This is a genomic window from Citrobacter sp. A316 (genome assembly GCF_002042945.1).
Taxonomy (GTDB): Bacteria; Pseudomonadota; Gammaproteobacteria; order Enterobacterales; family Enterobacteriaceae; genus Citrobacter; species Citrobacter portucalensis.
Genome location: NZ_MVFZ01000005.1, coordinates 13,665 through 27,727, shown reverse-complemented (window position 1 = coordinate 27,727; position 14,063 = coordinate 13,665). Strand labels below are relative to the sequence as shown.

At 53.4% G+C, this 14,063-nt stretch carries 12 protein-coding genes; 3 read left to right on the top strand and 9 right to left on the bottom strand.

The genetic code is table 11. The features are described 5' to 3' along the window. Positions 1-9: 9 nt before the first annotated feature. The 9 genes from ydhT to ttrS all read right to left on the bottom strand — a co-directional run bounded on the left by ydhT (position 10) and on the right by ttrS (position 8,957). The gene (ydhT, locus tag BZK41_RS07655; protein WP_079937750.1) at positions 10-822 is read right to left on the bottom strand and encodes a protein YdhT; all 813 of its coding nucleotides are present in this window, start codon (positions 820-822) and stop codon (positions 10-12) included. A 3-nt stretch (positions 823-825) separates the two neighbouring features. After that, positions 826-1,611, bottom strand: a complete 786-nt coding sequence (gene phsC, locus BZK41_RS07650) for a thiosulfate reductase cytochrome B subunit (RefSeq protein ID WP_079937749.1) — start codon at positions 1,609-1,611, stop codon at positions 826-828. Then, positions 1,608-2,276, bottom strand: a complete 669-nt coding sequence (locus BZK41_RS07645) for a 4Fe-4S dicluster domain-containing protein (RefSeq protein ID WP_079937748.1) — start codon at positions 2,274-2,276, stop codon at positions 1,608-1,610. The genes phsC and BZK41_RS07645 overlap by 4 nt, the downstream gene beginning before the upstream one ends. 64 nt (positions 2,277-2,340) lie before the next feature. Beyond that, complete coding sequence (locus BZK41_RS07640) at positions 2,341-3,006, bottom strand: YdhW family putative oxidoreductase system protein (RefSeq protein WP_079937747.1); 666 nt, start codon at positions 3,004-3,006, stop codon at positions 2,341-2,343. Positions 3,007-3,016: 10 nt separating this feature from the next. Further along, positions 3,017-5,119 carry an aldehyde ferredoxin oxidoreductase gene (locus BZK41_RS07635; protein WP_079937746.1) on the bottom strand — a complete coding sequence of 701 codons (2,103 nt, stop codon included), beginning with the start codon at positions 5,117-5,119 and terminating at the stop codon, positions 3,017-3,019. Positions 5,120-5,239: 120 nt separating this feature from the next. Further along, complete coding sequence (locus BZK41_RS07630; RefSeq protein WP_003029338.1) at positions 5,240-5,866, bottom strand: ferredoxin-like protein; 627 nt, start codon at positions 5,864-5,866, stop codon at positions 5,240-5,242. A gap of 496 nt (positions 5,867-6,362) precedes the next feature. Next, a complete protein-coding gene (fumD, locus tag BZK41_RS07625; RefSeq protein ID WP_003029345.1) occupies positions 6,363-6,572 on the bottom strand; it encodes a fumarate hydratase FumD in 210 nt (69 codons plus the stop codon). 92 nt (positions 6,573-6,664) lie between these two features. Next, complete coding sequence (gene ttrR, locus BZK41_RS07620; protein WP_079937745.1) at positions 6,665-7,249, bottom strand: tetrathionate respiration response regulator TtrR; 585 nt, start codon at positions 7,247-7,249, stop codon at positions 6,665-6,667. Continuing rightward, complete coding sequence (gene ttrS, locus BZK41_RS07615; protein ID WP_139762587.1) at positions 7,224-8,957, bottom strand: tetrathionate respiration histidine kinase TtrS; 1,734 nt, start codon at positions 8,955-8,957, stop codon at positions 7,224-7,226. Before ttrS ends, ttrR begins: the two co-directional genes overlap by 26 nt. A gap of 227 nt (positions 8,958-9,184) precedes the next feature. Between ttrS and ttrB the strand changes: the two genes are divergently transcribed. The 3 genes from ttrB to ttrA are packed head-to-tail and all read left to right on the top strand — an operon-like array spanning position 9,185 to position 14,000. Beyond that, positions 9,185-9,919 carry a tetrathionate reductase subunit TtrB gene (gene ttrB, locus BZK41_RS07610; RefSeq protein WP_079937743.1) on the top strand — a complete coding sequence of 245 codons (735 nt, stop codon included), beginning with the start codon at positions 9,185-9,187 and terminating at the stop codon, positions 9,917-9,919. Then, positions 9,920-10,942 (top strand): tetrathionate reductase subunit TtrC, encoded by a 1,023-nt coding sequence (gene ttrC / locus BZK41_RS07605; RefSeq protein ID WP_079937742.1) that lies wholly within the window; start codon positions 9,920-9,922, stop codon positions 10,940-10,942. Next, positions 10,935-14,000 (top strand): tetrathionate reductase subunit TtrA, encoded by a 3,066-nt coding sequence (ttrA, locus tag BZK41_RS07600; RefSeq protein WP_079937741.1) that lies wholly within the window; start codon positions 10,935-10,937, stop codon positions 13,998-14,000. Before ttrC ends, ttrA begins: the two co-directional genes overlap by 8 nt. Positions 14,001-14,063: the final 63 nt, after the last annotated feature.

The following is a 14,063-nucleotide window of genomic DNA, read 5'->3' as shown; positions in this document are numbered from 1 at the left end:
CTTTTCGGCTCAACATTCCACGAACTGATGGTCTTCGTTGAGCCGATATTTCACGCCCGCCCGAATGTTATTTTCTCCTTCAACAGCAAGCGCAAAACGCATTCTTTCGCCATCGTGATAAGCCAGTGCCGCACATCCGCCGGGACCGAGCGTTATCGAATCGACAGCACCGGTACTGGCAACAACGGCGTTCTCTCCGCTGGCAATAATGTGGATATTGTCCGCGCAGTTAGCGATTTTCGCCTCTGCACCAAAACAGGCTACCTGGGTTAAATCACCGCTGCTGGCAATCCGGTTTCGGTCGCCGAGCGAACTGATACGTACGCGCATGCCGGTACTGGCGATACGCGTTCCGTCGCCCACACTGCTGATTCGCGCCGAGTTTCCCGCAATCGCTATTCGCCCGCGATCGCCTGAACTGCCGATATGCGTGTTATAGCCTACGCTGCCAATCCGTACGCTGTAACCGGCACTGGCGATCTGTGCTGCATACCCGGCGCTGGCAATTTTAACGTTGTCACCCGCACTGCTAAATCGGGCATAATCTTCCGCACTCGCCAGCGGATGACTGGTTTCCCCCGCGGCTTGCTCAACGGAAATATTCCCCATTGCGTCAATATCCTGCTGAGCAAAACTCGCCTCTTCCCGCCATTTTGACCAGCCGTATTCCACCAGGCTATTTGCCCAATCGGTATACCCTTCCCGCTGGAGCGCGCGATGAACATCGGCATAGCTTCCTCCTGCGGGAAATGCGCGTAGAAACCAGCGATACATGACGGGCCCAACACGCCAGACCCGTAAGTCACTTCGTGTAATCATCATCGCTTAATGCCGGTGGTAGCCATCCACCATACACTTGAAGGTTTCGCCCGGTGTGCGACCCGTAGTGCAGAGATAAAGATGCCCAAAAATGAAAAACAGACTGACAATTGCCAGCGCAAAGTGCGCCTGAAGCAGCCAGTAACGCACACCGGGGAACAGATCGCCAACGACCGTCGGGTAAAGCGATAACAATCCGGAGATCAGCAGCAGTGGCAACAAACCATACATCACGCCAACATAGGCCGCCTGCTGTAGCGGATTAAATTTAGAGCGAGGTGAGGCCGGGAATGGGTGTGACTCGCCCTGCATAATGCCAAACAGGTAAAAACGTGTTTGTCTTTGCGCACGAGCGATCCAGCCCTGACGTTGAATAATATAGTGATGTCCGTTGCCGCCAATCAGGTTGATCAGCACAAAACCAATCCAGCAGGCAAGTAGCAAAAAGCCGCAGACCTCATGCACGGTAAGCAGGCTTTTCATTACCGGTGCGCTGACGGCAGAGAAGTGATTGACCAGGCCACTGACCAGAAGTAGTAAAAATAGCAGCGCATTCGACCAGTGCCACAAACGAACAGCCTTCGAATATAAATAGACCTTCTCACCGTGCCCTGCCGACGTTTTATGCGCCGCACGAAAGCGTAGCATGGCGTGAAGCGCCAGCACCAGCCACATTCCCACCAGCATTAACCCGGCAACGACTAACCACACAGGCCAGTAGTCCGGTGAAAACAGAGGAACATACTGCGCAAGCTGGGCGTGAAACTGTTCGGCATTCTGCGACGCGTTCATACATTTTCCTTTTTAATCAAATGTTGACCGAACCGACGATACAGATGGGGTTTCCCGGCGCCTGCAAGTTGATATTCGTAATACTTGTTTTCTCGCAACCAGGTCTGAATTTCCGGGCTATCTTCACGACCGAAAATCAGCGCATGTTCCGGGCAAGCGTTAACACAGATCGGTGGAAAACCTTTCGCCAGGCGTGATTCGGCGCAAAAGTCGCATTTATCCGCCACTTTGGTCTGCGGGTTGAGATAGCGAACCTGATAAGGGCACGCACCAATACAGTAACTGCAGCCGATACAGGAAGACGTATCTACTCGCACAATACCGTTCTCATCTCGCCAGGAGGCACCGGTCGGACACACTTCAATACAAGGCGCATCATCACAATGCTGGCAGGACTGACGGAAGTAGTGATACAGCGTTTCGTTGTCGTTGTCCGAGACTGGAATATGCGCTATCGACAAACGGCTACCCTGGGCAGGAACATGGTTGGTTTTCCTGCACGCCCGGGAGCAGATATTGCATCCGTTACACAATGATTCGTCGTGAATCATGACGTAACGAACGGCTTTAGGGCTCCTGGTACTCGCTAACAGATTTTGACCTGGGCCGGTGAAAAAAATCACCGTCCCCATGCCAATGACAAATTTTCGTCGGGTGAAGGACATCGGGTTATCCTCTAATACTGTGACAGTGGTCGTCCACACGTTCCATGACATCAACCTGAATAATTCAGGGGTTCTGATACTGCTCAACCTCAAGCCATTCACACAGGCCGTACGCTTTGCCATAACTCATAAAACGTTCGCTAAACAGATAAGGCTCCGCATTTGACGATTCCACAGTGCGTATATCTGCGTAATCTGGATGCGTTTCCATGGCCGTAAGTGCCGCTGTAATCTGTTGAGATTCAAAGCTGTACGGCGGCTGCGTCAACATGGCGACCTTATAGGGGCGAGGATACGTGCGAGCGTCGAAGCGTACCGTCTCGGCAATCGCACGGCAGATGTCGTTTTCCACCACCTGCACGCACATGTCGGCGTAGTTTGCCGTCATGGTTTGCGTTGAGTAGAAATGGACATCTTCCGCCCCCTGCACACGGGTGATATCCGCGTTATTCGCGTCCTGACACAGCGTATCCAGCAGCGTGGAGAGATCGGCTTCAGGGACAGAATAAGGTGGCTGCAGAAACACGCTGCGCGCCACCAGTTGCCCCGCTACTGAATGCTGGCGGATAAAATCTGCCACAATCGACTCCGGGCTGGCGGGTTCCTGAACCTGCGGCGCAGCCACCCGCTCTACCTGCGGATGAAACGTCTGTAACCAGTGTCTCTTTTGGCTATCAACCTCGTCAGGAAGCCCCTCAACGGGTGCCAGAACGTTGCTCACGTTAGTCATCTCACGTTCCTTACGCCGGCAACAGATCCTGCGCAGCCAAATCAGCTGCCACGTCTTCAAGCCCGAGTCGGTTCAGGGTTTCACGCGTTGGGCAACCCAACTCGGGATCCCAGCCCATTTCCTGATAGAACATCGTCAGCGACTGGCGCATATCCTCCCTGTCCATCTTGTCGGTGCCTTCGGTGAAGACCGGTATTTTCGGATCTTTATCGAATACCCAGGAGCAGATGAGATCGTGCTCATTACGCATGTCTTTGGTTTGCATCAGTTTGACCGTATAGGCACGATGCAAGGTAAAGATGCGTTCAGCGGCCAGGTCCAGACTCGCCTGCGTGGTTTCATCACCGGTGACTGCCTGGAAGAACTTCGCTTCCAGATCCAAATCTCCGCGATAGTTACGGCTCTTGAGTGGTGAAACCGTCATCGGCCAAACCCAGTTACACAACGTAACCGCGTTATGCAGACAGACTTTCAGCAGCGTCCATTTGGCATATTTGATCTTGGCAGCATTGATCGGCGTGTAGTTTTTGGTTTCGTCGTAAGCGTCCTGCGATCCAAATAGCTCGCCCGCCACTTCGCGCTGTAATTTCAGTGGTAAACCGGAACCGATGAAGTTGATATGGGTGTGCGTCATGCAGTCACGGTTAAACATGCAGTTGGTGATCGCCCCCACCTGCGCCGAGGCTTCGTTTGCATGATGGACAGGAAAACCAAACGGCGACCACAGTTTATTTTTGGCATAACCCCAGTACTCTTCGCCCAAATCCCAGCGTTCAGCAATGGCATACGAGCCGTCCGCAAGATGACTGAGTTCCCCCACGCGATGCGCCAGTCGATAGTAAAAATCTTTGATAAAGTTAGGATCGCCCGCCTCCAGTTGATCCCAACGGATCTCCGCATACTCTTCGGCTGGCAGCACGCGTTTAAAGACACCTTTCGAATAGCAGTAAGTAAAGTCACGGTGCAACTGACCGTAGTTACACCAGATACCGTAATCGTCAAACAGGTTCAGACCGAGCAGGTTCCCTACGACTCGTCCATCGTCTTTATCATCAAAATCTTTCGGACCATTGGGGAAAATGGTGGTGTGAACAAAGTTCGCCACGCAGGTGTTGCCGCCGGTACTCGGCACGCCAAAATCCTTCACCCGTGGGACATTGAGCTGCGACATACAACGAATAGGGCATGAATGGCAGCCGCTCATTTTGACCGTGTATTTTTCTGCGGCAGGCCCCAGATCAAACACTGATTTATAGGTACGGAAACCCACCGTATTTTGGTTACCCGGCGGGATTTCACCGGTTTCGATTGGCCCCCCTTCTGCCGCTCCCCAGAAAAGTCCCTTACGGGCTGTCCAGCGCGAGTTTGGCGAAGAGTATTCTGCCCAGGCCTGCGGGGTGCTTGGCACAACGTGGTTGTTGTTGGCGCCGATAAGCTCGGTCATCATGTAGTCATTGAGCCGCTTCATCTCTTTACGATCGGCAATGTTGACCCCTTTGGTCCCTTCTACCGCAATGGCCTTCAGGTTTTTGGAACCCATCACCGCACCAGTACCGGCGCCGCCGCTGTGGTTGCGGCTGTTGATCATGCAGGACAGTGGCACCAGATTCTCACCCGCCTGCCCAATAGCAGCGACGCAGGTTTCCGGGCTGGTAATCCGGCAAATCTCTTCAGTTGTGGCGCGAGTCCCCTTGCCCCACAAGAAATCGGCTTTTTCGATGCTGACTTTATCGTCTTTGATGTTGATCCAGACCGGTGATGCGGACTTGCCTTCAATAATAATGGCGTCGTAACCGGCGAATTTCATTTGTGCAGCAAAGAAACCGCCCATATGGGCATCTACGACTAAGTTACCTTTGGTAAACGTCGATAAGGAGGTGATATTGACGCGGGAGCTACAGGGAGCGCCAGACCCCGTTAATGGTCCGGTGGCAAAAACCAGCTTATTCCCTTCATCAAAAGGCATGGTGCCTGGCGGGACTTCGTCGTACATAATTTTATAACCAAAGCCCATCCCACCGACAAATTTTTTAAATTTACTGGAATCTTCAAGGGTGATATTACCCGTGGTGAGATTGACCCGTAAAATATTACCTGTCCAACCATTAGCCATCATGTTTTCCTTTGCAAGAAGGTTTAATAGATATACCCGCCATTCTTCAGGCAGCTTTTTTATTCAAAACTGCGGTATTTTTGGCAATTAATGGCGCGAATCAGGTATGCCTGCTATCTATCAAACAGTAATATCTTTCCACTCGATAATTTTTAATGCCCCAGTCGGACAAGCATTGGCGCATTCCCCGCATAACACGCATTTTGAGGATTTTTTCGTTTCGGTATTTACGGTCGCCATCATCCACGGGCAGGCTGTGGTACACGCGCTACAGCCAATACAGCGTTTGTGGTCCACCGCAATACAACCGTCTTCCTGTTTCCAGGTAATTGCACCTATTGGGCAGACCTTCATGCACTGCGGATCTTTACATTGTCGGCAGGTATCAGCGGTATAGTTTAAATCACCGTACAGCCCACCACCGGACCCGACGCCATCATCGCCAAAGAAGAAATTGCGATGGATTTTTATCCGGGAAAAGAAGGTCCCTACGGCACCATCGTTATAATTGGTACAGGAAATTTCACAGCGGTGACAGCCCGTACAACGGGCTCGCTGGGTCACCAGAACCCCTTTCGGCGTATTGATAAGCCCCACGGTCCCACTATCGACATCTTCCTGCTTACAACCAAAAAGGGATAACAGCGCGGGGGCAATCGTTAATCCCGCCAGTCCTTTCCCTGATATCCGCAGGAATTCTAGTCGCGTTAAACCACAATCTAAAAATGGACGATCAACCTGGTTCATTTATTTCGCATCCTCTTCGCAAATGCTGTGGTAGCAACACATCCAGGCTAATTTAAACCAGCGCAGCTCAAGCCATATCGGGCGGTTAATGTTGCCAACAACACGTAAATTTTTGCCCTAACCTGATCGCGTAAATGACGGTGGTTAAACTGAATAAATCTAATCCTTTAGGGTTAGGCGTAGAAATAATGTGGTTATTCAGCATGCATAGTTTTGATCGTCATCAATTAAAAAACGGAAGGGATATAATTAATGCGGAGTGAGATTCATTATCATTAAGAAATGGAGTGAGATAGCAGCCTATTTAGATTAAAAATACTTGTGACCCCTCTCCCAAATATAATGCTGCACGGCCATCGATATATAAATAAATACATATCGATATTTATAGTTTTCTACAGCCAATTATTAGCGGAGATAAATTATATAGATTGATAGATTAACCTATCGAGAATAAGAGGACGGCTAAAAAATTCTGCAGTCCTCTTTTTATGAATTAACCGGCCAATGCTTTAATAACGGTCTCAATAGCCTGTTTTTCTAACTCACTGCGCTTGACACGCTGGTTAGCAAGGGTGGTTCTCAGTACTCCCGCAATGACGATATGCTTAGGCTCTTGTCCCAGATCGCGCATTTCCAGCACTACTTTACCGACTACTCTGCACATTTCACGGTACAACTCGTCGTCTTTCGTCTGATTTCCCATTTTTGCCCGCTCGTCATTAACTCAAACCAACAGCATATATCACTCTGACGATTTAGACAAAATTCAATGAAAATCAAAGAAATGTCATCATTCTACTGAATTCTCTGAAGTCGATTAACAAGCTCAGCAAGACTTCCTGCCTGCATTTTTTCCATCACCCGCGCCCGGTGCACTTCAACCGTACGCACGGCAATATTCATGGCATCAGCAATTTCCCGATTCATTAATCCTTTTGCTACCAGATGCGCCAATTCCCGTTCTTTTGGCGTAAGTTGTTGATAGCAGCAGATGATCTCTTGTCGCGAGAACGCCGTTGCGGAGACCTGCAAGGCATGTTCTAATGCTGCCTGAAGCGGCACGGCTGACACCGGTTTTTGCAAAAAATCGACCGCGCCACGTTTCATTTGCTCAACCGCCATCGGCACATCGCCATGCCCGGTGAGAAAGACCACCGCCAGCGTGCTTGCTTTCTGACGCATGATTTCATGCACAGCGTGCCCATCCAGAACCGGCATACGCATATCCAGCAGTAGTACGCCCACCTGGTACAGATTTGCTTCGGTGAGGAACTTCCCGCCTTGCTCCCAGCAAGACACTTCATATCCCAGACTTTCCAATAAAAAAGCACAGGCCTGGGTGACGGCAGTGTCGTCATCCAGCAGATGAATTATCGCCACAACGGCCTCCTTCCCGATTTGGTTTAAAATACAATGTCACTCTCGCCCCCGCTTTTCCGTCCGGGGCCTGCTGATTTTGGATCCCAATATCTCCGTTTGCGTAGCGCACCAGTCGCTGACAAATGGCCAGTCCTAGTCCCATACCTTCTTTGCGGGTGGTCATAAACGGCTGAAACGCCTGATATAACTGATCCTCGTCAATGCCTCCGGCATTATCCTGCACCTGAATACGCACACCATCATCCTTATTCAGGGCACTAAACCATACTGTCGTAGCGCCTGCCTGGGCGGCATTGAGTACCAGATTAGCCAGCACCTGCTCAAGAAGAACGCTTGGCAGCATCAACGCTAACGCCTTACTAACCTGCGTGTGCAGCGTTACCGACGGGAATTGCTGGGGCATGCGCAATAATTGCCAGACGTAATGGATAGCATCGTGAACGTTGATGGCTTGCCAGTCATCGGTGAGTACCGGATTGCCCTGTGCCTGGCTGACCCACTGCCGGAGATTGCGCAGCGTATCGGCTCCCCTTTGTGCCTGGGCGTCGATGTGCTCAAGCGCGGGCAGCAACGGATGCTGCTCATCCTGACCGCGCAGGCGGATCAAACAGCCTTGGGCGTAATGGCGGATAGCAGACAACGGCTGATTGAGCTCGTGGGCAAAACCGGAGGTCATCTCCCCCAGCACGCTCATTTGGCGGGCAGTCTCCAGCGCCTGTTCCTGTTTGTGCAACAACACGTTGTTCCGCTCTAGCTGCCTGCCGCGTCGGCGAACCAACAGCATTACCCAGATGTAATTGAGCGTCAGCAACAGCAATACGACGACCACGGCCCCCATCGCCAACCGATGTTGAATAAACCAGCTTTTGACATCCAGCCACAGCTGGCGCTGCTGCGGATGTTGGCGGACGTCCCGCAGCAACGCTTCTACTTCGCGGGTCGAGGCGGGCGCGCCCCAGCGAAACGTCGCATTTTGCGGTGCATTGAACAGCACCCGCGTGACGCGATCGGCCAGTTCATCGCTCACTGCTGGCAGTGCGGCAAATGACCAGTCAGGATAGAGCGGCGTACTGGTTAAACAGGGAATTGAAGTCGGATGGTTCAACACGGTCATAAAATCGGTTTTACGAATGAGGCCTTCTTCATCCATTTTTTCCAGCAGGCACACCGGCACGATCACCGCCTGCACGGCTTTTTCACGTAATAAATAGAGTAAGGCATCGGCGGGAAATCCGGTAAACGTCAGACGTAAATCGCGTTCGGGGCGCAAACCGGCATCACTGAGCGCTTTAAATCCCAGCAAATAGCCGCCAAACGCCTGAGCATCAATGGCGCCAACCGTTTTACCGATCAGATCATGTGCGGAGGTGATCCCACTGTCGCGTCTGACGAGGATCGCGCTGCCAATCACGTTACTGGTGGCTTTCCCACCACGGGTGGAGCGTAACGACGCCAGCCAGCGTAGCGCTGAGCGGCTGTTTAGCTGGACAAACTGCGCCGGGTTGGTGACCACAAAGTGTACCGTTCCACGATTCACCGCCTCCTGCATCTGGTGCAGGTCCAGTGGTTGAATATGAAACTGCTCACCGGGGATTTGCTGATTCAAAAATGTTTCCAGCGGCTGCCAGTGATTACGTGTGGAGACCTCCCCGCGCATCGCCAAAACGCCAATGTTCCATGTCTGCGCCCTGACCATGCCGCTTAGCATCCACAGCGACACCAGCACCGCCAGACATCTTACTACGTTGCGTCCCACTCAATTATCCCTGTCAATTATGTTGTTTTAGATCAACAACAAGCCGGGTATGTGGTTAACCACAATAGAGTATACCCCGTCACGATTTTTACACTGTAAATCATTGAGATTCTTTATTCATCACACGCAAATCAACGGCGTGACCAATGTTTCGTTGTTGCATCGTGACGGGAGAAAATATGGACAGCAGTAAACGGCAGTTTCTCCAGCAACTGGGCGTCCTGACCGCTGGCGCATCACTGGTTCCGCTGGCTCAGGCGCAATTTCCCTTTTCGCCTGAACGCCGGGAAGGCTCACAACAGCATCGCTACGCCATGCTGGTTGACCTGCGGCGCTGTATCGGCTGCCAGGCCTGTACCGTCAGTTGCGCTATTGAAAACCAGACGCCACAGGGCGAATTTCGTACCCTCGTCAACCAGTATCAAGTGCAGATTGAAGGCCAGCAAAGCGTCACCAACGTCCTGCTGCCGCGACTGTGCAACCATTGTGATAATCCCCCTTGCGTACCCGTTTGCCCGGTACAGGCCACTTTCCAACGCGAAGACGGCATTGTGGTGGTCGACAACACGCGCTGCGTGGGCTGTGCCTATTGCGTGCAGGCCTGCCCTTATGATGCGCGATTCATCAACCATGAAACGCAAACCGCCGATAAATGTACCTTTTGCGTTCACCGCCTCGAAGCGGGTCTGCTCCCGGCCTGTGTGGAATCCTGCGTCGGCGGCGCACGAATCATTGGCGATATTAAAGATCCGCACAGCCGCATTTCACAAATGCTGCATGAACACCATGACGCCATCAAAGTCCTGAAGCCGGAAAGCGGTACGTCTCCTCACGTGTTCTATCTGGGGTTGGATGAGGCGTTTGTCACCCCATTGATGGGACGTGCTCAACCAGCACTCTGGCAGGAGGTTTAAATGACCCATTCACTGATTATCGACGAGGTTCTGGCCCATCCCCAGGACGTAAGCTGGTTACCCTGGGCCGTACAATATTTCTTTTTCATCGGCATTGCCGCCTGCGCCGCGCTGTTCGCCTGCGTTCTCCACTGGCGCAAAAAAGAAACGGCAGACCTGGAGAATCTGACGCTGTTAATCGCCCTGACCTGCGCGATTACCGCACCACTGGCGCTGACCGCCGATCTACACCAAACCGCCCGTGTCTGGCATTTCTATGCGTATCCGACGCCATGGTCCTGGATGCCGTGGGGCGCGTTATTTTTACCGCTGTTTACCGGTTTTTTAGGTTTGTGGTTTCTGGCGCAGCACGTTAAACGGTTAACGCTAAAAAGTTACAGCGTCACAAAATGGTTAGCACTTGGCAGCGCCCTGTCCGCCATCGGATTGCTGGTCTACACCGGCCGTGAAGTGTCGGTGGTACAGGCGCGTCCCATCTGGTTCAGTTACGCCTTTCCGGTTGCAATGTTCCTCAGCGCGCTGCAAACGTTTCTTGCCCTGCTTGTTGCCACGACAAATAGCCAGGACGTACTGCCGCGTAAGCTAGCGTGGGGGCAAATGGTCACGTTGATCGCGCTGGCTATCGTGGTGGTGATCTGGGCGAGCGGTAATACGCTTTCCGGTTCGGCTATCCGTCAGTGGCTGGATGTTGCTTCTTCAGCACAACACTACGCTATCGGTTGGGTTGCGTTATGGCTTGTTTCGCTTGCTCTTTGCGGGTTGGTTGTACGTTACCCCTTGTCGCTACCGCTGCGCATATTACTCGCTTTTAGCGCCATGGCGCTGTGCTGGTTAATGCGCTGGACGTTACTCATCCAGGTGCAGACTGTACCGAAATTTAACGCGCAGTTTAATCCCTACACCCTGCCCGGCGGTACCGATGGCTGGCTGGCTATTGTGGGTACCTTCGGCCTGTGGATAGCACTGATTATTATTGTTCGTGAAGCCCTGAACGCGATCGCAAGGAGAATGCAACATGGCTAATTTAACCCGTCGTCAGTGGCTTAAAGTGGGCCTTGCCGTAGGTGGCATGGTGACTTTTGGCCTGAGTTATCGGGATGTGGCAAAGCGCGCGATAGACGGTTTGCTGGACGGAACCTCGGGAAAAATCACCCGTGATCGCATTTTTGCCAACGCGCTCATCCCCGAAGCCAACGCCCGGCCTCACTGGCAGCAAAACCCGCAGCAGGTGATCTCCATGACGCAGTGCTTTGGTTGCTGGACGCAGTGTGGTGTGCGGGTTCGCGTTGACACTGAACAAGGCAAAGTGCTGCGCATTGCGGGCAACCCTTATCATCCGTTGTCGCACGAACACCATATAGACGCCTCTGTCCCCTTTGCCACGGCAATGGAACAGCTGGCCGGGGAGTCAGGTCTTGACGCACGTTCCACCGCCTGCGCCCGCGGCGCAACCTTACTCGAAGGTCTGTACAGCCCGCTACGTATTCTGGAGCCCATGAAGCGCGTCGGTAAACGCGGTGAGGGAAAATGGCAGCGCATCAGCTTCGAACAGCTGATCAAAGAGGTGGTGGAAGGTGGCGATTTGTTTGGTGAAGGCCACGTTGATGGTCTGAGAGCCATCCACGATCCCACTACACCGCTTGATGCGAAACATCCCGGCTTTGGCCCGAAATCCAATCAACTGCTGGTCACCAATACCAGCGATGAAGGACGTGATACCTTTTTACGTCGCTTCGCACTGAACAGTTTCGGCAGTAAAAACTTCGGTGCTCATGGCGCTTACTGCGGTCTGGCCTATCGGGCCGGCTCCGGTGCGTTAATGGGCGATCTGGATAAAAATACCCACGTGAAACCCGACTGGGATAACGTCGAATTCGCGCTGTTTATGGGCACCTCTCCGGCGCAATCCGGCAACCCGTTTAAGCGCCAGGCCCGCCAGTTGGCCAGCGCCCGTTTGCGTGACGACTTCCGTTATGTTGTGGTAGCACCTGCTCTGCCATTAACCACGGTGCTGGCTGACGATCGCGGCCACTGGCAGCCCGTACGACCGGGAAGTGATTCCGCGCTGGCAATGGGGATGATAAGCTGGATTATCAATAAGCAACGCTATAACGCTGATTATCTCGCCATTCCCGGCGTGCAGGCCATGCAGCAGGCGGGAGAAAAAAGCTGGACTAACGCCACACATCTGGTGATTACCGATGAAATTCCAACGCTTGCCGGACAGCACCTGACCCTCGCCCATCTGAGTGCAAACGACGCCCAGGAGCCGGTTGTCGTCAACGAGGCCGGTGAGATTGTCGCCGCCAGCAGTTGCCCGCGCGCGCAGCTGTTTGTTACCCGCGAAGTGACGCTGGCTGACGGGCAGACGGTAACGGTAAAAAGTAGCTTCCAGTGTCTGCGTGAGTCCGCAGAGAAACTGTCGCTAACGCAGTACAGCCAGCAGTGCGGGGTGTCAGAAGCAGACATTGGTGCTCTGGCCGACGCATTCACCCGCCACGGGCGTAAAGCGGCAGTGATCACGCACGGCGGAATGATGGCAGGCAATGGATTTTATAACGCCTGGTCGGTGATGATGCTCAATGCGCTGATTGGCAACCTCAGCCTTGAAGGCGGCGTGTTCGTCGGCGGCGGCAAATTCAATGGTGCCACCGACGGTCCGCGCTACAACATGGACAGTTTCGCCGGGAAGGTGAAACCAAAAGGGTTAAGCATCGCGCGCAGTAAAACCGCTTATGAGTCTTCCGAAGAGTACCGCAATAAGGTGGCAGCCGGGCAATCACCCTTCCCGGCCAAAGCCCCGTGGTATCCGTTTGTCGCCGGTCAGCTTACCGAACTCCTCGTCTCGGCGCTTGAAGGTTACCCTTATCCGCTGAAAGCCTGGATCTCAAACATGACCAACCCGTTTTACGGCATTGCGGGGTTGCGCAGCGTGGCGGAAGAAAAGCTCAAGGATCCCTCTCGTCTGCCGCTGTTTATTGCAATTGACGCCTTTATGAACGAAACCACGGCGCTGGCAGATTACATCGTGCCGGATACCCACAACTTCGAAAGCTGGGGATTCAGCGCCCCGTGGGCGGGCGTGGCCAGCAAAGCCACTACCGCGCGTTGGCCGGTCGTCAGACCCGCGACCAGTAGCACCGCTGACGGTCAACCGGCCTCTATGGAGTCTTTCTGTATTGCGGTTGCAAAACGCATCGGGCTACCCGGATTCGGCGACAATGCGATTACCGATCCGCAAGGCAACCACTATCCGTTGAACCGTGCGGAAGATTACTACCTGCGCCTCGCCGCCAATATTGCGTTTATGGGCAAAGCGCCGGTCCCCGAGGCACAGCCGGAAGACATTGCATTGACCGGGGTACAGCGGATCATGCCCGTGATGACGAAAACGCTGAAAACCGATGAAATCAGCCGAGTGGCGTTTATCTACTCCCGCGGTGGGCGCTTTGCGCCGGACAACAGCGGGCGAGTGGATAACCGCGTCGGCAATGCCTGGGAAAAACCGCTCCAAATCTGGAATGCGAACGTCGCCGCGCACCGCCATGCGATTACCGGCGAGCGCTACAGCGGCTGCCCGGCCTGGTATCCTTCGCGCCTGTCAGATGGGCGTGCGGTAGAGGAGTTGTTCCCGGAACAAGAATGGCCATTGAAACTGATTTCTTTTAAATCCAATACCATGTCCAGCGCCACGGCGGTGATCCCGCGCCTGCATCATCTGAAGCCGGTTAATCTGGTGGCGCTCAATCCACAGGATGGTCAGCGGTATGGTTTAGCACATGGCGATATCGTTCGTATCACCACCCCAGGCGGTCAGGCACAGGCACAGATAAGCCTGCTGCATGGCGTCATGCCGGGTGTCATCGCCATTGAACATGGTTACGGGCATAAAGAAATGGGCGCGGCACGGCATACCCTCGACGGCGAGCCGATGGCGTTTGATGAGCAGATTAAGTCGGGGATTAATCTCAACGAGTTGGGTTTTGCGGACCCAACCCGACAGGTAGCCAATACCTGGCTTGACTGGGTGTCGGGTGCGGCGGTGCGTCAGGGGTTGCCAGCGAGAATTGAGTGCGTGTAGCTCTGGCACAGCATGGCAACGCTAACGCGTTTTACCCGGCCTACAGGATGTCGTAGGCCGGGT

Bases quoted from the DNA above. Each gene is read 5' to 3' on its own strand.
- ttrA (WP_079937741.1), top strand. From the start codon at position 10,935: ATGGCTAATTTAACCCGTCGTCAGTGGCTTAAAGTGGGCCTTGCCGTA.
- fumD (WP_003029345.1), bottom strand. From the start codon at position 6,572: ATGGGAAATCAGACGAAAGACGACGAGTTGTACCGTGAAATGTGCAGA.
- BZK41_RS07640 (WP_079937747.1), bottom strand. From the start codon at position 3,006: ATGACTAACGTGAGCAACGTTCTGGCACCCGTTGAGGGGCTTCCTGAC.
- ttrS (WP_139762587.1), bottom strand. From the start codon at position 8,957: ATGCTAAGCGGCATGGTCAGGGCGCAGACATGGAACATTGGCGTTTTG.
- ttrC (WP_079937742.1), top strand. From the start codon at position 9,920: ATGACCCATTCACTGATTATCGACGAGGTTCTGGCCCATCCCCAGGAC.
- ttrB (WP_079937743.1), top strand. From the start codon at position 9,185: ATGGACAGCAGTAAACGGCAGTTTCTCCAGCAACTGGGCGTCCTGACC.
- ydhT (WP_079937750.1), bottom strand. From the start codon at position 822: ATGATGATTACACGAAGTGACTTACGGGTCTGGCGTGTTGGGCCCGTC.
- phsC (WP_079937749.1), bottom strand. From the start codon at position 1,611: ATGAACGCGTCGCAGAATGCCGAACAGTTTCACGCCCAGCTTGCGCAG.
- BZK41_RS07630 (WP_003029338.1), bottom strand. From the start codon at position 5,866: ATGAACCAGGTTGATCGTCCATTTTTAGATTGTGGTTTAACGCGACTA.
- BZK41_RS07645 (WP_079937748.1), bottom strand. From the start codon at position 2,276: ATGTCCTTCACCCGACGAAAATTTGTCATTGGCATGGGGACGGTGATT.
- BZK41_RS07635 (WP_079937746.1), bottom strand. From the start codon at position 5,119: ATGGCTAATGGTTGGACAGGTAATATTTTACGGGTCAATCTCACCACG.